Source organism: Emticicia aquatilis (assembly GCF_014644295.1).
Taxonomy (GTDB): Bacteria; Bacteroidota; Bacteroidia; order Cytophagales; family Spirosomataceae; genus Emticicia; species Emticicia aquatilis.
This window is the reverse complement of sequence record NZ_BMKK01000002.1, coordinates 666,229-685,749: the sequence shown is the minus strand read 5'-3', so window position 1 is coordinate 685,749 and position 19,521 is coordinate 666,229. Positions and strand designations below refer to the sequence as shown.

Below are 19,521 nucleotides of genomic sequence, written 5' to 3'. Positions count from 1 at the left end.
TACAATCAAAAAAGGTCTGAGAAGTTTTAAATCTCAGACCTTTTTATTTTTAGCTTTATCAATATTCATCTTCAAAATAGCTCGTCGCTCTGAACTCATCTTCATCGTCGAACTTGCTAACTTTTGGAGCTGATTTTTTCAGAATACCAATTTGGCCGTTGTGGTACAAATCGTGGTGGATAATTCCGTGAAGAAGCGTATAAAAATCATATTCTGCACCCGGAACAATTTCTGTCAAGAAGCTATCGTCTTTTTCTTCTAAAGCACTAATCAACTCGTCATGACTTAGGGTAAGCTCCATTTGAAGCGTTTCCCACTCAAATTCATCAACTTCAATGATATTTCCCCAGTTTTGTTTTTCGGTTTTTATTACAAACTCTTCATCGCCTTGTATTTTTTTCAAAGCAAAAATCCTCCAAGTTGTAATATGATAGACCAATTCAGCAATCGTATGGATGTTTTTTTGACGAATACCTGCTGTTTTTGGTTTAATATCTTTTAGGTTTTCTAAAACTGAGGGTCCATGCCAAGCTCCACCATGAAAAGTGGCATTGAGTAATGTCTTGATGCGGTCAAGCTCTGTTGTTTGCAATTCTTCCATAATAAAAGGCTCTTCTATTCGAAGAGTTTTGTATTTTTTAAATACCTTAACGTGAAAAGGATTATTTTAGTTTAAAATCAATATTCTTGACAAAATGCTTGAAACTTCAATCCCACAAAACCCAAATCATACCCAGATGATAAGTGTCATGTTGAATAAGGCCAGTCAATAACTTGTAAAAATCATAATCTTGCCCTGGTACAAGACGATTTAGAATACTATCATCAAATTCGGCAAGTTTATCCATCAAAGTTTCTTGAGCTTCTTTGAGGTTATTTACCAAATTTTGCCAATTTGCCTTTGTTATGTCTTCTTCTCTGCCATAATTATCGGTCTCGTCAACCAAATCGTAGCGAACATTATCACTGAGTTTTTCGTAAACAAACTTTCTCCAAGCTGTTAGGTGAAACACAATCTGACAAATAGTATGTTTAGAAAAGTTTTTCTGTACATCAACAATATCTAAAGGCATTGAATTCAGAAACTCCATCACCGATGGTCCGTGCCATGCGTCGCCTCTAAAAACGGTGTCCAGATTATCAATAATTTTTTCGAGTTGGTTGTTATTCATAACATGAAGTATAATTTACTCGCAAATTTCAGAAAAAGCCACGAATTGACATACAGTTCTCCGAAATTATATTTTCAACTTTGGGTTTCGCTTAATTAATTGTCCAAATGTATTGAGTGCTTCATCAATTTTTTTCATCGGAATATCGCCTTTTTCTCTCGTGATAAACGGAAGTAAATGCCTAAAATAGAATTTTAACCGAGGTTCACTTTTGATTGGATATTCATTTGGCCCCATTTCAATGCCATGAATAAAATTGTAAGCAACATGCACGTTTTGGTCGAATAAAGGATAAACTTCTGGTTTAATCATGTGAAGCACCAACGTACGTGATACAGCCGCAACATCTGCAAATTTTTCATTAAACTGAACTAAATCGAGCGTTTCCTCAAACTTCATATCATTGATGTAGTCGAGATGAGGATAAATCTTCTCTTTGATTGCTGCGGTTCTAATTTTTCCGAGTCCTGCTTGGCTTTGCCATTCAAACAATTCCAGAATGTCGTTGTGAGTAAATGGTTTGCCAATTTTGATGTGTTTGTGGTAGTTGGCCTCCCAATTTGTATTTGGGTCGTACAACTGCGACCACTGCTCCACAAATGCTGCAAAGCTATCTGTAGGAGTGAACATTATTAAATTCATAATTTGGGAAAATTTTATTATATTGATTTGGTAAGGTGATTTTGTTTACAAATTTCGTTTTTTTTTTTGTTTTGTTATTACATTGCCCGTATTTTTACCGATAAACCTTAACTAATCATCAACATGAAGAAATTCTCCCTTCTACTTTTGGGATGTGGGTTGGCAATTTCAGCTTTTTCTCAAAAAAAGAAAGTAAATACGCCTTCTCCTTCTCCGCAGACATCTACAAATACAGTTTCATCAAAAATTGATAAAAGTTTGTATAGTGAGCTATCTTGGCGAAATATCGGCCCTTTCCGTGCAGGCCGCTCTTTGGCAGTTGCTGGTCATGCCGACCAACCATTAACCTATTATTTTGGAGCAGTTGGTGGAGGCGTTTGGAAAACTACCGATGGCGGTGCAAACTGGAACCACATCGGTGATAGTACTTTTAAATCAAGCTCGGTCGGAGCTATTGCCGTTGCTCCATCTGACCCAAATGTTGTGTATGTGGGTATGGGCGAAGCCGATATGCGTAGTAATATTAGCTACGGCGATGGTGTTTATAAATCGACTGATGCAGGAAAAACATGGAAACATATTGGATTGCCGAAAGCCGATGCCATTGCAACAATAGAAGTTCATCCGAAAGACCACAATTTAGTTTATGTGGCTGCTGTCGGAAATCCGTTTGCACCAAACAAAGAAAGAGGGGTTTTCAGAAGTAAAGATGGCGGAAAAACTTGGGAACATATCTTGGCCAAAAATGATAGCACTGGTGCTTATCATGTAAGACTTGACCCCAATAACCCAAGAGTAATTTATGCGACCCTTTGGCAAGCATACAGAAATGGCCATAGCATGAGTAGTGGTGGCGTTGGTTGCGGTCTATATAAATCAGTAGATGGAGGTGATACTTGGGAATCATTGAATGAAAAACCAGGTATGCCAAAAGGACTTTTAGGAAAAATCGGTATCGCCGTTTCTCCTGCCAATTCTAACCGTCTTTATGCAATGATTGAAAATGCTAAAGGTGGCCTATACACTTCGTATGATGCGGGCGAACATTGGACGCTTGTAAATGATAATAAAAACCTTTGGCAACGCCCTTGGTACTACATGAATCTTCAAGCTGACCCATTGAATGAAAATGCTTTGATTATTCTGAATGTAAACTCATTCAAATCTAATGATGGAGGAAAAACAATCAGAACTTTGAATGTTCATCATGGAGATACGCATGATGTATGGATAAACCCTAAAAATCCATCTAATTTTATCATTGGAGATGATGGTGGAGCCGAGGTAACATTCAATGATGGTTTTACGTTTTCAGATATTGATATTCCAACTGCACAGTTCTATCATGTTCATCTCGACAATGATTTTCCATACAATATTTATGGTTCTCAACAAGATAACAGTACGGTTAGAATCGCAAGTCGTACAGATGGAAATTCAATTGGTATTCGTGATTGGTACCCAGTAGCAGGTGGTGAATCGGGTTATATTGCCATTGACCCTAAAAACTCTAAGATTACTTATGGTGGGTCGTACGATGGTTATATGACAAAACTTAATGCTGAAAATAACCAAGAACAAAATATCATGGTATATCCCGAAAATAATATGGGACACACTTCTGCTGAAAAGAAATACCGTTTTCAGTGGACGTATCCAATTATTTTTTCACCGCACGATGATACTCGCCTTTATGCAACATCTCAATATGTACATGTAACACACGATGGCGGACATTCTTGGGAAACGATAAGCCCCGATTTGACCAGAAACGACCCTAAAACGACTGGGGCAACTGGTGGCCCTATCACACTTGACCAAACTGGTGCTGAAATATACGCCACGATTTTCGCTTTGGCAGAATCTACTATCGAAAAAGGTAATATTTGGGCAGGTTCGGATGATGGTTTTATTCATGTAACCCGTGATAATGGCAAAAACTGGTCAAATATTACGATTCCAACTTCTCAACTCGGCGATTTTGCTTTGATTTCAACTATTCATACATCAGATTTTGTCAAAGGAAAAGCTTATGTAGCTGCTACTCGCTATATGTTTGGAGATAGAAAGCCTTATCTATTCAAGACAAGTGATTATGGAAAAACTTGGACGAGTATCATAAGTGGTATTCCTGCCGATGAATACACACGTGTTGTTCGTGAAGACCCTAACAAAGAAGGTTTATTATATGCTGGAACAGAAAGAGGAATTTATGTTTCATTTGATGATGGAGCTTCTTGGAATCTGATGAATAATAATCTTCCAATCACTTCGATTCGTGATTTGCAGGTACAAAAGCGTGAAAAAGATTTAGTTGTAGCAACTCACGGACGTTCATTCTGGATTTTAGATGATTTAACTCCATTATATGAAATAAAAGATAATGCCATTGCTGATATTCACTTATTTAAGCCACGTCATTCTTATCGTATGCAAGGAGGAGATGGTGGTGGCCGCCGTGGAGCTCCAAAAGATGAAGGTCAGAATGCTCCAAATGGTGTTTTAGTAAATTATTATCTAAAAAATGCTCCGAAAGATGAAGTAAAATTGCAATTCTTGACCATGGCAAATGATACTATAGTGACTTATTCGAGCAAAAAAGATGTAAAAGGTGAAGAACAAAAAGCTTCTAAGGATTTCTACGAAGATACAAAACAAACAAAATCAGGTCTTCTTTCGGCCAATGAAGGTTTAAATCACTTTGTTTGGAATATGCGTTATGCTGATGCAACTGAGATTCAAGGCGAACGTTCGCCAATGTGGGCTGGTAGCCTAACAGGACCAAAAGTTGTACCTGGAAACTACAAAGTTAGATTGGTTGTTGGCAAAGATGTTGTAAAAGAAGAAATTGCTGAAATCAGAAAAGACCCACGTAATCCAGCTACTGATGCAGAATTGAAAGAACAATTTGATTTATTGTTGAAGATTCATAAGAAATTGGATGAAAATCATAAAGCAATCAATCAAATGCGTGAAATCAAAAAAGCTGTTTCTGAATATATGAAGAGCGTGAAAGATACTGTTTTAATTGCTAAGTTTCAGAAGCTAACGAAACCAATGCTTAAAAATTTAGAAGATTTAGAGCAATCTTTAGTTCAGAATAAAGCCCGTGCAACACAAGATTTATTGGCTTATCCTATTCGATTAAATGATAAAATTGCTGGTGTAGCCAGTGTAGTTTCGAGTGCTGATGCCAAACCAACCAAAGGTGCTTATGAAGCTCTTGATGATTTGAGCAAGAAAATGGAAAAAACAACTGACAAACTCAAAAAGGTAATTGACGAAGATGTACCAGCATTCAATAAAATGGTACTCGAAAATCAGATTCCAGCAATAAATGTTGTTAAGAAAAAAGATATAAACTGATGAGTTTATTATGATAAATTAAATAGCGAAGAATAAACTCTTCGCTATTTTTTTAGTTACATCCCTCAATTTTAGCCTCAAAAACAGCTCCTGCTTTAATCGAAAAACCACTTTGCAAAAGAATACTTTTTCCTGCTGAATAGATAATGTTTGAAGACGAACTTTGATTTTTTACACTACTTGATAAACTTTCAGAAGAAACGAAATTTTTATTTCCGTAGAGCATATCTTTTTTTAGAGATAGATTTTTTACACAATCATTATTGAGAAGTTTTACAACCCAAAAATCGTCATCACCATAATGTTGCGTGACATCATTGTAATTATTAACTGGAAAAGTATTACCTACAATTAGAAAGTTATTATCGAAAGTCAAAATTAAGTCATTGGGTTCGTCATGGCCTTCACTACCATATTTTCTTTGCCAAATTATATTGCCAATTGTTGGATTTAATTTGATGAGCCAAATATCTGCACTGCCAATATTATTGGGTGCTTGCCCATCATTCGAGTATGACTCTCCTACAATAATATACTCATTACTATTGCTTTCCACTACGCCTCTTGCATATTCATTTCCACTGCCACCATAGCAATGAGTCCAAATTTTTTGACCCTGTGAAGAAACTTTCAGTATGAAATAATCTCTCGAACCATAACTACTATGATTTTCTATGGCATCATAATCGAACGAATAAGTTTCGCCAACTATTAAAAAATTTCCATTTTGGTCTTCCGTAAAAGTAGTAGTGAAGTCATCGTTACTTCCTCCAAATGATTGTTGCCATTGGATTCCTCCAATATTATCAATTTTTAAAACCCACACATCTTGTTGCCCATAGTTATTGCTTAAATCTCCATTATTAGATGTGCTATTTCCTATAAGCAGATAACCGCCATTGTTTGATTTTTTTATTGATTTACAGGTTTCGTTGCTGCTTCCACCGTAAGTTTTTTGCCAGATTTTGTTGCCTTGTGAATCAATTTTGATTAGAAGAAAGTCAGATAAACCATGATTATCTTCAATATATGGATATTGAGATTCGGTTGAACCTGCAATCAGGATGTTTCCATCATCGGTTACACATGCTGAATAAGCCCTATCAAGAGCTTCTCCACCATAACACCTTTCCCAGATTACATTCCCTGATAAATTAATTTTTACAACCCAAAAATCAATTTGACCGATTAAACCACTAATATCACCATTGTTAGATTGGGTATCTCCAACACAAAGAATATTACCGTCTGGAGTTTTTATTATACCACGAAGATAGTCATCAGCACCGCCACCTAAAGTTTTTTGCCAAATGATATTTCCAGTATTACTTAGCCTAACAATCCACCAGTCAAATCCACCATGATTAATAGATAAATCATAGTTGTTTGATTGGGAGTGACCACCTATGATATATCCACCATCTTCTAATTCAATCACAGATTCAGCTTTATCATAGAAACTACCACCTAAAGATTTTTGCCACAGGATGTTAGGACTTTGTGCAAGTGAAGCATGAATAATAAATTGTATAAGTATGTAGATTAAAATTCCCTTCATGCTCTTCATAATTCTCTTTTTCACAAAGGAAATACTTTTTGTTTAATAATTTAGAATAATTCTAAATAACTTATTTAGTGGTAAATAGTTTCTTAAAGATACTATTTCTGAATCAAATCTTTCAAAAATAAAGCATCATTTGGCATATTTTTATTGAATGGTATCCAAGACAATATTCAATAATACTTAGCTTAATTTCAATTTTACTTTAATTTTGCGTCATTGTTTCAATGGCAACTAAATATTAATCAAAATTTAATCAATATTAGATGAATTACTGGCTCGTAAAATCAGAACCTTTCAAATATTCTTGGGACGATTTCGTTAATCAAGGCGTAGGCACTTGGGATGGCGTAAGAAACTATCAAGCACGCAATAATCTGGCTGCCATGAAACTGAATGATTTGGTTTTATTTTATCATTCAAACGAAGGAGTTGAGGTTGTCGGTATCGCTAAAATAGTAAAAGAAGCGTATCAAGACCCAACTACAGATGATACTCGTTGGGTGGTTGTTGATTTAGCTCCAGTCGAAAAACTTCCTAATTCTGTTACGCTCAAAGCCATTAAAGCTGACGTACGACTACAGGATGTGTCTCTTATTCGTCAGTCTCGCCTCTCTGTCCAACAACTTAAAAAAGAAGAGTTCGACATCATTGTATCAAAAGGATATGGAAATTAGAAAATCGAAAAAGTTTTTATTACAAATTTGTTTCTTAATCATTGCTTTCTTGAGTGTGGTTCAATTAAACGGCCAAAGTGTGCGTCGAATCGAAATACCCACTCGTGGCGAAGACCAAAGTTTTCAAGTAATTACATTAGGAGAAGAAGGGGTTTTGGTGCTTACCAAAACGGGTAAACTGAGTTTCAATATAACTAAGTATGATGCCCAATTACAACAAGCATGGTCGGCTAATGGTGAACTTGAAGAAAACCAATCCATGGTAGATTTTCATCGAGATGGCCGTGATGTCTATTTCCTGTTTAGTAAATACAATTCTGATTTGTATCAAATTATCAAAGTCTCTACTGGCATTGGTATCATGCAAAAATTCTTCTTTGAGAATATTCGCAGATTTGAGGTTTCAGAATTTAAGGTCTATAACGACGTGGCCTATTTAGCAGGAATGGTAAAAGAAGAACCCGTTTTGATGAGTGTCAACTTTAGTAAAATGCAACCTCGAATTTTGGCAGGAGGAATTAAAGGAACTGCCAGTATTTCGTCATTAGATTACGATGATGCTAATGGATTATTGATAGTTTCTTATTCGGTAAAAAAGGGGCGTTCGAGTTATATGGCAGTCAAACGAATCAATCCAAATGGAAAAATTGTAGAGCAACTTACCGTTGAACCAGAAGAAGACTATGGTTTATTGACAGGAAAACTTTTCTCATTAAATGATGGAACGCAGCTAATGATTGGTAATTATGGATTTAAAGGTTATCAGTCGAATGGTGGACCAATGTCGCAGGGGCTTTATATAAGTAAAGTTGATGGCGAAACTCCCGAATATCTGAAAATGCACAGTTTTACAGATTTCAAAAACTTTTTCAAATTTCTGCCTCCAAAACAACAAGAAAAGATTGAAAAAAAGATAAAAAAGAAAAAAGGTAAAGGCGACGACTTAAAACTCAATTACAGAGTTTTAGTACATGATATTATAAAAAAAGACAATCAATATATATTAGTTGCGGAAGTATTCTACCCCGAATTCAGAACTAATAATAATTATCCATATTATGGTAGTGCATTTGGTTCTCCGTTTGGATTTGGGTACGGAGGGTATAATTCATTGAGTATGTTGCGTTATTCTCGTTATTATGGACTAAACTCTTGGGCTTGGAATCCTTGGATGTATTCAAATTATGGTAGTAATAATCAGCAATTCGATGGATTCAAATATACGCACGCCGTTGTTGCAGGGTTTGATTTAAACGGAAAACTAATTTGGGATAATAGTTTTAGCTTCGATAATGTAAAAAGTATGGAGCTAAAAGAGAAAGTAAAAATTCATTCCGAAGGAGACGATATTTCGTTGGTTTATAGCAATAAAGGAAAACTCGCCAGTAAAATTGTTAGAGGAAATGATGTGGTTGAAGGTACAAAAACTATTGACATTGACACTCAAAAAGAAGGTGATAAAGTAAGAGATACTGCCACCGACGACATAGAATATTGGCATCAGAATTATTATTTGGCGTGGGGATACCAACGAATCGCCAACCGAACCGAAGGGAGTAGGAGGGTATTTTATTTAAATAAAATTGCATTCTAAAATATCAAATTATTTATGCCACACCGTTATATAAAAAGGTGTGGCATATTTTTGTGCCTAAAATTCAACCAACTCATTGCTGATGAAACAATATTTTTTCATTCTATTACTCATTCTTTCTAATTCTTTACATGCTCAAAAAACAAATACCATTTACCCTGCCTCAGGAGTTCTAAAAACTGTTGAGATAGAAATTAGTGGAAATCCAACTTGGCAGAAGGTAATTTCACTCGGTAAAGACGGTCTCTTACTGTTCATTAAAAAAGATATTACAAAAGCGGTCATTGTTAAATTTGATACAGAGTTACGGAAAGTATGGGAAAATGAAGTTTTATTAGATGTAGAACGAAAACCAACCGCATATTTTCTTGATAATCAGAAAGTTACTTTTTTGTTTAGCGAAAGCCAAGGAATGTATTATCAGTTGTTTAGCTTTGATTTGAAAGATGGTAAAGCAGAAAACAAGGGTTTTGAACTTCGAGAATTCTTTCAAGACCAAAGCTATGTTGCTTTTAAAGATAGAATTTTGATAGCAGGGATGAATGAAAAAGGAGGAACTTTTTATGATTTTGATTTTAAAACGAATGAAGGCCAATTTACTTCTGCTGATTTAAATGGTAAAGCCCAGATTCAGTTTATCAATTATAATCAAAAAACTCATATTATTGAATCTCTTTGGTCAATAAAAGAGCCAGGTTATACCAACGAAAAGAAGAAAAAAGGTGAGTTTATAAAAAATGCGTATGTTGTTTATGCAAAATATGATACGCTCGGAAAGTTAATTTCAAAAAGTGCGATACAATCCAATGCGGGAAATTTCCCGCTAACTGCTCAACTTACGAAAGTTGACTCATTAGTTAGCATCGTAACAGGCGTTTATCAGTCAAATAATGGTGTAAAAGGGATATATTTTTCAAAACTCGAACACGATAAAACCATTTTTACAAAGTTTTATGATTATCGAAAACTCTTGAAAGGAATCGAGGCATTAACCGATGAGCAACTGAAAAAGGTTTCAAGTACTTATACATTTTTACCTACACAAACTACCTTTACTGAAAATCAAATCGCATTTGGAGGTAGTTTTTATCAGCCCACCTATCAAGTGGTTAGCGTAGATAATCCTGATTATGTGGGTTATAACTTTAGTTTAAATTATAGCAACCAACGCAACCGAACAAAACAGGTTTTAGCAGGTTATAATTATCAGAATGCTTTTACCGCAATTTTTGATTTAGATGGAAATTTGTTAAAACAACAAAAAATAGATTTAAAACAAACCTCATCTGATATTGATGAAGTTGTGGCCATAAATAAGCAAAATTCGGTAGCATACTGTGTGAAAGGAAACTTAGTTGTTTCAAAACCCAAAGGCTATGCCGAGCCTGATGTCTATAAACTTTCTTCCGAAAATGACGACCCAAAGAATAGTCAATACATTGCAAAATACCGTAATGTGAGAAATTGGTACGAAAATTATTTCATTGCTGATGGAAGTCGTATTAAATTTGAAGTCATAAAAGAAATGTCTGCTCCTAAAGAGAAACCTTCAAGAAGGAAAAGAGGGCAGCAGCAAATCCCAGAAACCAACGTAAAGAAAATTATTTACATTTCAAAAATTCTGAGTTCTGAGTTTTAATCAAGTCCGCAATAGCGGCGAGTTGTCATGGCAATTTTTACTTGAAACCAAATTTCTACTCAGAGTTCTGAACTAAGCACTCAAAACTCATTTTGTACAATTTACTTACTCCAAATATTAGTTCGTATGAATTACTCGATTCGGGTAATTACGAAAAACTCGAACGCTTCGGCGATTTTATTTTAGCTCGTCCAGAACCACAAGCCGTTTGGGATAAATCTCTTTCTGAGGAAGTATGGCAACGGAAAGCATCGGCAATCTTCAAGAAAACCAAAGGTCGTGACCAATTAAGTCCAGAAGAGCGAGGCGAATGGCATAACATAAAGAAAATGCCAGAAAAATGGTACATGAATTATGAGCAAGGCAAAACCAAACTCAAGTTCAAATTATCACTTTCGTCATTCAAGCACGTTGGCATTTTTCCTGAGCAGGCAGCCAACTGGCGTTATATTGAGGATAAACTAACGTCAATGAAATCGAGTGATGCTTCGCTGCAACTGCCAAAAGTATTGAATCTTTTTGCCTACACTGGCGGAGCTTCATTGATTGCTAAAGCAAATGGAGCTGATATTACGCACGTAGATTCTGTAAAACAAGTGATTTCGTGGTCAAGAGAAAACATGGAAGCAAGTAGCTTGACTGATATTCGTTGGGTGATTGAAGATGCTCTGAAATTTGTTAAGAGAGAAGTAAAACGTGGAAAAAAGTATAATGGAATTATTCTTGACCCACCAGCGTACGGACGTGGCCCCGATGGCGAAAAATGGGTTTTAGAAGAAGGTTTGAACGAATTATTGAAAAACTGCCTCGAACTTCTCGACGAAAAGCATCATTTTTTTATTCTGAACCTCTACTCTATGGGCTTTTCGGCAGTCATTGCCGAAACAATTATTAAGCAAAATTACGCAAACGTTCAAAACCCAGAAATGGGAGAATTGGTGCTGCAAGATTCCTTTCAGAAGAAGCTCCCTCTGGGTGTTTTTTATCGTTTCTCAACTATTTAAGCCATAAAGATTCAGTATATTTTGAAATACTAATCAAAAACCATTGATAATATTTAAGATGTGTATAAATTGAAGCAAATTAAAATATTGATTTGCAATAAAATATGATTTGTAAAAATTGTAATACTGAAGTAACACTAAACTATTGTCCAAATTGTGGACAACCAGCAAAACTTCATCGAATTGATGGACACTATATTCAACATGAAATGGAGCATATTTTGCACTTTGAACGTGGTATATTGTTTACTATCAGGGAGTTATTGCTTCGACCAGGGCAAAGTATTAGAGAATTCATTGCTGATAATAGGGCTCGACTCGTAAAACCTATTATTTTTATAATTGTTACATCATTAATTTATACTCTAACGATTCATTATTTTCATGTAGAGGACGGATACGTTAAACTAAATGCTCCTGAAGCCGTATTCACGAGCAAGATGTTTAAATGGTATCAAGACCATTACGGATACGGAAATATAATGATGGCTGTATTTATTGCATTTTGGATAAAAGTGTTCTTTAAAAAGTACGAATATAATTTTTTTGAAATTCTAATTTTACTTTGTTTCATTATTGGGATTGCAATGCTAATTTATGCGTTATTTGCTTTGATTGTAGGACTTACAAAACTCCCATTAATGTTTATTGGTGGAATACTTGGGTTTATCTATATCTCGTGGGCGATTGGGCAGTTTTTTGATAAAACCAAACTTATAAATTATGGTAAAGCCTTTTTGGCTTACATTTTAGGAATGATAACTTTTACAATTCTTGCATTTCTAATAGGTTTTTCTGTTGATGCAATAATGAAACTTTGACACCTGTAAACTAACCTTGTATAACAATGGAAAACAAAAAACTAACCGAATTATCTAACGAAGAATTACTCAAAAGAAAAAAGACCACTAAGTTTGTGACTGGGCTGCTTCTTGGTATGCTTACGCTTTTGGTTATTCTGAATATAGTAAATATTATCAATGGCAAACAAAATTGGACTGCTCTGACAGTGCCATTAGCATTGATTCCTATTGCAATTATCAATTTCAATTCTATTAAAGAAATAAATAAAGAGTTGAAGTCAAGAGGTTTGGAATAGATTATAAAGTAACAGACAGACCATTAACTTAAATTTTCGTTTTTATTCTAAGAAAAAATTCGGATTTTTGTGAAAAAATATCTCACGATTAGGCAATTTACTATTACCTTTCAAAATTGTGAATAAAAACGGATGTCTAATAATCAGAAAATCTACCTATTTATTTCCATTTCAGTTCTCTTGTATGCGTGCGGACAAGATAACCGTGAACGTTCTAAAATTCCACCAACCCCATTCCAAACAGAAAGTATTCAAAATACTGCATCGCTGGAAGCTCTGACTGATGCCATCAGAAGTAACCCAAGTTTGGCAGAAAACTACTACAAGCGAGCAATTATTCTGCACAAAATGGGTGATAGTCAGAAAGCTTTGGAGGATATTAATAGAGCCGACCGCCTGAAACAAAATACTGGCAAATACCTTTATGTAAAAGCATTGATATTGCGTGATATGAAGCAATATCGTGATGCCTATGCCTTCGCTCAAAGTGCCGAAATCTTAAATGTTGATACGCCCGAATTATATACTTTGTTAGGTGATTTGTCGCAGCAACGCAACGACTTAAAAAATGCCGAACAATATTTGGCAAAATCTTTGCAAATAGCTCCTTACGACGGTGAAACTTACTTTTATCAAGGAACATTGGCCGCCCGAAAAGGCGATACCAATACTGCTATTTTAAAAATGAACAAGGCCATTGATATGAAGCCTTCTTTCAAATTAGGTTACTCAACTTTGACCGAAATCTTGAAAAATCGCCGATTATATGATTCGGCTTTGGCAGTCAATAATACTGCAATTTTGCAGTTTCCCAAGAATGCTGAATTTTTGGTTGATAGAGGCTTAGTTTATAATAAATTTGGCCGCTTAGATTCTGCTCTTGTTTATTATGACAGAGCATCTAAAATGGATGCCCGTAGAATTGATGCAATGTTATATTCGGCATCGATTTATTTTCGATGGAAAAATTATACAAAAGCATTGGAGTTTTATGAGAAGGTTTTGGATGCAAATCCAGAAACATCTAAAATCAATTACTCTATTGCCCTCACGCTTGAACAACTCGGCTCTTTGACAAAAGCCGAAGAGTTTTTGAAGGCTGAAGTTGAAAAAGACCCGAATGATACCCAAGCGATTATTGCGTTGAATAGAGTTTCTGGTCAAATAAATTCAGCTTTGGGGGTTTACAAAGCACCAATTCCGATTCCTGTGAAGAAAGCCCCAGCTCCGGTAGCTAAACCAGTTGTAGTAGAAGAGCCTAAAAAACTTTTAGATACTTCGAGAGTTAGGGTAAACATCATTGCACCGAAGAAAAAAGTAAATATTAAAACCGATTCTTCAAGACGTTTGAAATTGTAAAATATTATATTAGTTTCATTTGAAACTTTAAGAGATAAAAAGAAGTATATATTATATTAGGTAATAGTTGACAGATTTTTTTATGATTAAAATTACTTTGCCCGACGGAAGTGTAAGAGAATATCCAAAAGGGAGTTCGAGTTATGACGTGGCCCTTTCAATTAGTGAAGGCCTCGCAAGAAATGTATTGGCTGCCAAAGTGAATGGCACGGTTCAAGATGCCAATTTGCCAATCGAAACCGACTCAACCGTACAACTTTTGACGTGGAATGATACCGACGGGAAATCAACATTTTGGCATTCGTCAGCTCACCTAATGGCTGAGGCTTTAGAAGCTCTTTATCCTAAAGTGAAATTTTGGGTTGGTCCGCCGCTCGAAAACGGTTTCTATTATGATGTAGATACAAATGGCGAAAGCATCTCGAATGACGATTTCAAGAAAATCGAAGATAAAATGTTGGAATTGGCTCGTCAGAAGAATGATTACGTAAGGATTCCGATGGCCAAAGCTGATGCAATCAAATATTTTGAAGAAAAAGGCGACGAATATAAGTTAGATTTACTTTCAGGCTTAGAAGACGGTTCGATTACTTTCTACAAGCAGGGAAATTTCACAGACTTATGTCGTGGGCCGCATATTCCGAATACTGGTTTTATCAAAGCAGCAAAAATCATGAATGTGGCGGGTGCGTACTTCAAAGGCGACCAAAACAATAAAATGTTGACTCGTATTTATGGGGTGACATTCCCAAAACAAAAAGAGTTAGAAGATTACCTAACACTTTTAGAGGAAGCCAAACGCCGTGACCACCGTAAATTAGGTCAAGAACTCGATTTGTTTACATTTTCTGAAAAAGTAGGCAAAGGTTTACCGTTGTGGTTGCCAAAAGGAGCGATGTTGCGTGAAAGACTCGAAAATTTCTTGCGTAAAGCACAAGTAAAAGCTGGTTATCAGCAAGTTGTAACGCCACATATCGGTAGCAAACAGTTATATCAAACTTCAGGTCACTGGGAAAAATACGGAAAAGATTCATTCCAACCAATCACAACACCCGAAGAAGGAGAGGAGTTTTTGTTGAAACCAATGAACTGCCCTCATCACTGTGAAATTTTCCGTGCCAGACCACGTAGTTATCGTGAATTACCTTTACGTTTGGCTGAGTTTGGTACAGTTTACCGCTACGAACAAAGTGGTGAATTGCATGGTTTAACTCGTGTGCGTGGCTTCACGCAAGATGATGCCCATATTTTCTGTACTGATGACCAAGTTGAAGATGAATTCAAAAAAGTAATTGATTTGGTACTTTATGTATTCAAATCACTTGGTTTTGAAGAATTTTCTGCCCAAGTTTCTTTACGTGACCCAGAAAATAAAACAAAGTATTTTGGTTCGGATGAAGCATGGGATAAAGCTGAAAATGCAATTCGTCGTGCAGCTGCCGAAAAAGGGCTAAAAACTGTTGAAGAACTCGGTGAAGCCGCTTTCTATGGCCCGAAACTCGACTTTATGGTGAAAGATGCTTTGGGGCGTAAATGGCAACTCGGAACTATTCAGGTAGATTATCAGTTACCACAAAGATTTGAACTCGAATATGTAGGCTCAGATAACCAAAAACATCGTCCAGTAATGATTCACCGAGCTCCATTTGGTTCGATGGAACGTTTCATTGCGATTTTGATTGAAACAACCGCAGGTAATTTCCCATTGTGGTTATCGCCTGACCAAATAGCTATTTTGCCGATTTCTGAAAAATACGAAGACTACGCCAACGATGTATTCTTGACTTTACAAGAACAAGACATCAGAGGCTACGTTGACCATCGTGATGAGAAAATTGGCAGAAAAATCCGTGATGCGGAGGTAAATAAACTGCCTTTGATGCTCATTGTAGGTGAAAAAGAAGCCGAAGAAGGCAAAGTTTCGGTCAGAAGAAAGGGCGAAGGCGATTTGGGCTCAATGACAATCGAAGAGTTTATAGCCTACGCAAAAACTGAAATATACAAAAATATACCTCAGTTTAAGGCATAATCGTCTCGGTTTCGCAATATTTGAAGTATTAATATTTGTTTTATACAAAAAAAAATAGTACTTTCGTAAAAATCAATTTTTAGCAACCTTAAAATCGTTAAATGGCACAACAACCATTCAATCGTAATTTCAGAAAACCAGTACAGAAGGAAGACGAACACCGAATCAACCAACGCATTCGTGTACCACAGGTTCGTTTAGTAGGTGATAACGTAGAGCAGGGTATTTTTGACACCGCCCAAGCTCTTGCTATGGCACAAGCTCAAAGTTTAGATTTAGTTGAAATTGTACCAACGGCCAATCCGCCAGTATGTAGAGTTATTGACTATTCTAAGTTTAAGTATGACCAAAAGAAGAAGCAAAAGGAAATAAAAGCCAAAGCGGCTAAAACAGTAATCAAAGAGATTAGATTCGGCCCACAAACCGATGACCATGATTTTGATTTCAAATTAAAGCACGCAATTGGATTCTTGAAAGAAAATGCAAAAGTTAAGGCTTACGTTCACTTTGTTGGCCGTCAGATTGTATTCAAAGACCAAGGAGTAGAATTGTTGAAACGTTTTATTGCGGGTCTGGAAGAATACGGTAAACCAGAAGGTGAATTGAAACTTGAAGGTAAGAGAATGATTGTATTTCTTGCTCCGAAACCTAAGAAATAATTTTCGTAGAAATATTTAAGGGCTGAATTGAAATCTCAATTCAGCCCTTTTTGTGTTTTTATCGAAATCCTATACTACGATAATTTTCATAGACAAGATTTAACAATTTTACGATAAAATGATTCGTAAAATTGTCTAATCTTTGCAATAGTCTTATTTGCCAACGGAAATCATATTAGCAAATAGGCGATAAGCACCAGGAACACCCGCAGGAAGCTGACGGAAGAATGCCAATCCTGTAAAAACAAAATTCCCTTTACCATATTTAGCATACAAAACACTGCCTTCGAGCTCGGTTTCGTTGGCATCATTCATAGCAAAAATAGTTTCGTACTTATCACTCCATTTGTCGGCAAAGTACAAACCACGTTCCTGAATCCAACCTTCAAAGTCTTTTGCTGTGATTTTGTTTGGTGAATTTAATAATGAGTGTTGTGGTTTCAATATCTTCATTGTAGCATTTTCATCTGTTACACGGCCCCGCCCAATTCCCATCGGGAAAGGCCCGATTTCTTTTACTTTCGAGACACCATAAAAGGCATTGGTTTGATACTGTGTCACTACATTTCCACCATTATTGACATATTCCATGAGTTTCTCTTGGAAATATTTCAAGTGTTCTTCGGTGTTATATGCTCTAACACCAACAATTATAGCATCGAATTGGCTTAAATCTTTGGCAAGTTCAACGGGTGTTAGCATCGTTACTTGATAGCCTATTTGTTGTAAAGCTGCCGGAACTTCATCGCCCGCTCCTGCAATGTAGGCAATCTTATTGCCTTTTTTCTTTAAGTCGATGCGAAGTGCTTTGGCTTCAGCAAATGGGAAAAGTGTAAGCGTTGGTACGTGCTTGTATTCAATACTGGCAATACCTCTATCATACGAACCAGATGTTGTTTGAGCAATTGCTTTAATTGTAATTTCAGAGGCCGTAGCTGACGGGAACACCTTGAATGTTACTTTTTTCTCTTCGTATTTTTCTTTTAATTCAAAATTGATAATGGCTGGTTCTACTTTCCAAGTGCTTGGTACATCTAATTTAACTGTACCTGTTACGCCTTTTTTACCCGCTTTCAAAGTCACTACCACATCTTTCGGGCTATTGTCTCCAAATGAATAAACCTTCTCGGCAATAGTTGCTGTTACTTCTGGACGAACTTCGAAATAGCGATAAATTTCACCGTCTGATGGTTCTACAAATTTGTAGGTTAGAGGTGTTTGAAATGTAAATGGCTTACCTTCGATAGTAAAACTATATTCACAAACCAAATCTGCGGGTTTCATTGGTAAACCACGCAATAGCTGGTCATTTACTTTATAAAAACCATTTTCTTTACGCTCAACTAACCAGTAAGGCTGAGTAATCGGTTGATTAGCAGGGATTTGTAATTCAGTCGTAATATTTAAACCATCATTATAAACAAGTTTCTTATTGATAGTGGTATCTTTGTTTGCTCCTTTGAAAGTTAGTTTTTCGAGTGTAATATTTGAATTACTACGACTAACCACATTCACATTTACTTTGATTTTATCATTGGGCGAAACCGAATAATCTGTTGGATTAGCTTCTAACCAAAGTCCAGTACAAGCCAAAATCAATTCTTGTACTTCTTTCTTCTTATAACTTGTCCAAACATTATCTTCTAAACTACTAATTGCTGTATAAACTTCAATCAAGGCTGGAACAGATGCTGAGGGATTTTGTGCTTTAAAATTGTTATACACGTCGTTTACCATCTTTTCAATTTTTTCTCCGCCATTGATTCTTTTCCACGAAATATCAATTCCATCAAATAAATCGTTTTTAGCTTCTTCACCAGCTTTGTGAAGAGCATAGTCAGTGCGTTGATTTTTAGTTTTTGCCGAGCCAAAACCTTGGCTTTTGTGCATTGAACGAGCCTCGGCCGAAATTTCGGTGTATGATTTTCCGAGTAGGGGATTATAATCTCCCAACGGAATTTTTATAAAACTGCCTTCTGGTTGGTTATTCTGAAAATTTGGTGAGAACGAATTCCAAACCAAACGTTTTGCTTGCCAAGTTTTCACAAATTTTAACTGTTCAGGAAAGCGATTTGGGTCAGCGGCTGCTTTGAAGGCCTCTTCTGACAAAACGGCCGATGCTGAGTGATGTCCATGTCCAGCACGTGCATCAGGTGGAAAACGATTAACTATTACATCAGGTTGGAAATTGCGAATACGCCAAACTAAATCGGCCAGAATTTGGTCTTTTCCCCAAGTTGCAAGAGCTTCATCGGTTGTTTTGGTAAAACCGAAGTCATTCGCACGAGTGAAATATTGTTCGCCACCGTCGATACTTCTTGCACCGAGAAGTTCGTGAGTGCGTAATAAACCTACATATTCTCCTTGTTCAGAACCAACTAAGTTTTGTCCACCATCGCCACGAGTCATGGCAATATAACCTGCACGCACCATTTTTTCTTTAGAAAGCCAAGTGATGAACAAGGTATTTTCATCATCTGGGTGAGCCGCAACGTAAAGTACATTGCCAACTACATTTAATCTTTTAATTGCTTGAAGGATTTCACCCGTATTCATTTGTTTAGTTTGGGCAAAAACCGAAAATGAAATTAGAGAAATGAGCAGTAACGATATTTTTTTCATTGAGTAAGGTTTAAGAGTCAATAGTTTAATTCTAATATTTTTGAAGTTTTTTATTGGCCAGCCGAAATTAGTAAAGAAACCCCGAATCAGAAAGAAAT

General features: G+C 36.1%; 15 protein-coding genes. 10 read left to right on the top strand and 5 right to left on the bottom strand.

Annotation, left to right across the window (positions count from 1 at the left end; all coding sequences use genetic code 11):
• Nucleotides 1–58: 58 nt before the first annotated feature.
• From IEX65_RS07015 to IEX65_RS07005, 3 genes are all read right to left on the bottom strand, one after another.
• A complete protein-coding gene (locus IEX65_RS07015) occupies nt 59–601 on the bottom strand; it encodes a DinB family protein (RefSeq protein WP_188765309.1) in 543 nt (180 codons plus the stop codon).
• A 106-nt stretch (nt 602–707) separates the two neighbouring features.
• Nucleotides 708–1,172, bottom strand: coding sequence for a DinB family protein (locus IEX65_RS07010; RefSeq protein WP_188765308.1), 465 nt, complete (start codon nt 1,170–1,172; stop codon nt 708–710).
• Between the two features lie 66 nt (nt 1,173–1,238).
• Nucleotides 1,239–1,814: a hypothetical protein gene (locus tag IEX65_RS07005; protein WP_188765307.1), complete on the bottom strand. Its 576-nt coding sequence runs from the start codon at nt 1,812–1,814 to the stop codon at nt 1,239–1,241.
• Between the two features lie 123 nt (nt 1,815–1,937).
• Here IEX65_RS07005 and IEX65_RS07000 point away from each other — a divergent pair, with 123 nt between their 5' ends.
• On the top strand, nt 1,938–5,180 hold the full coding sequence (locus tag IEX65_RS07000) for a VPS10 domain-containing protein (protein ID WP_188765306.1): 3,243 nt from the start codon (nt 1,938–1,940) through the stop codon (nt 5,178–5,180).
• Between the two features lie 52 nt (nt 5,181–5,232).
• Here IEX65_RS07000 and IEX65_RS06995 read toward each other — a convergent pair whose 3' ends face one another.
• Complete coding sequence (locus IEX65_RS06995; protein WP_188765305.1) at nt 5,233–6,762, bottom strand: 3-coathanger stack domain-containing protein; 1,530 nt, start codon at nt 6,760–6,762, stop codon at nt 5,233–5,235.
• 245 nt (nt 6,763–7,007) lie between these two features.
• On the opposite strand from IEX65_RS06995, the gene IEX65_RS06990 reads away from it, so the two are divergent.
• From IEX65_RS06990 to infC, 9 genes are all read left to right on the top strand, one after another.
• Complete coding sequence (locus tag IEX65_RS06990; protein ID WP_188765304.1) at nt 7,008–7,418, top strand: EVE domain-containing protein; 411 nt, start codon at nt 7,008–7,010, stop codon at nt 7,416–7,418.
• Nucleotides 7,408–9,012 carry a hypothetical protein gene (locus tag IEX65_RS06985; RefSeq protein WP_188765303.1) on the top strand — a complete coding sequence of 535 codons (1,605 nt, stop codon included), beginning with the start codon at nt 7,408–7,410 and terminating at the stop codon, nt 9,010–9,012. Before IEX65_RS06990 ends, IEX65_RS06985 begins: the two co-directional genes overlap by 11 nt.
• An 82-nt stretch (nt 9,013–9,094) precedes the next feature.
• Nucleotides 9,095–10,651, top strand: coding sequence for a hypothetical protein (locus tag IEX65_RS06980; RefSeq protein WP_188765302.1), 1,557 nt, complete (start codon nt 9,095–9,097; stop codon nt 10,649–10,651).
• 92 nt (nt 10,652–10,743) lie between these two features.
• Nucleotides 10,744–11,655, top strand: coding sequence for an RsmD family RNA methyltransferase (locus tag IEX65_RS06975; protein ID WP_188765301.1), 912 nt, complete (start codon nt 10,744–10,746; stop codon nt 11,653–11,655).
• 104 nt (nt 11,656–11,759) lie between these two features.
• A complete protein-coding gene (locus tag IEX65_RS06970) occupies nt 11,760–12,476 on the top strand; it encodes a DUF3667 domain-containing protein (RefSeq protein WP_188765300.1) in 717 nt (238 codons plus the stop codon).
• Nucleotides 12,477–12,502: 26 nt separating this feature from the next.
• Entirely contained in the window at nt 12,503–12,754 is a 252-nt protein-coding gene (locus tag IEX65_RS06965) for a redox-active disulfide protein 2 (protein ID WP_188765299.1), read from the top strand.
• Between the two features lie 132 nt (nt 12,755–12,886).
• Nucleotides 12,887–14,113 (top strand): tetratricopeptide repeat protein, encoded by a 1,227-nt coding sequence (locus tag IEX65_RS06960; RefSeq protein WP_188765298.1) that lies wholly within the window; start codon nt 12,887–12,889, stop codon nt 14,111–14,113.
• 82 nt (nt 14,114–14,195) lie between these two features.
• Entirely contained in the window at nt 14,196–16,142 is a 1,947-nt protein-coding gene (gene thrS / locus IEX65_RS06955) for a threonine--tRNA ligase (protein WP_188765297.1), read from the top strand.
• Nucleotides 16,143–16,243: 101 nt separating this feature from the next.
• Nucleotides 16,244–16,801 carry a translation initiation factor IF-3 gene (gene infC, locus IEX65_RS06950; protein ID WP_188765296.1) on the top strand — a complete coding sequence of 186 codons (558 nt, stop codon included), beginning with the start codon at nt 16,244–16,246 and terminating at the stop codon, nt 16,799–16,801.
• Between the two features lie 153 nt (nt 16,802–16,954).
• Here infC and IEX65_RS06945 read toward each other — a convergent pair whose 3' ends face one another.
• A complete protein-coding gene (locus IEX65_RS06945; RefSeq protein ID WP_188765295.1) occupies nt 16,955–19,423 on the bottom strand; it encodes a PIG-L family deacetylase in 2,469 nt (822 codons plus the stop codon).
• Nucleotides 19,424–19,521: the final 98 nt, after the last annotated feature.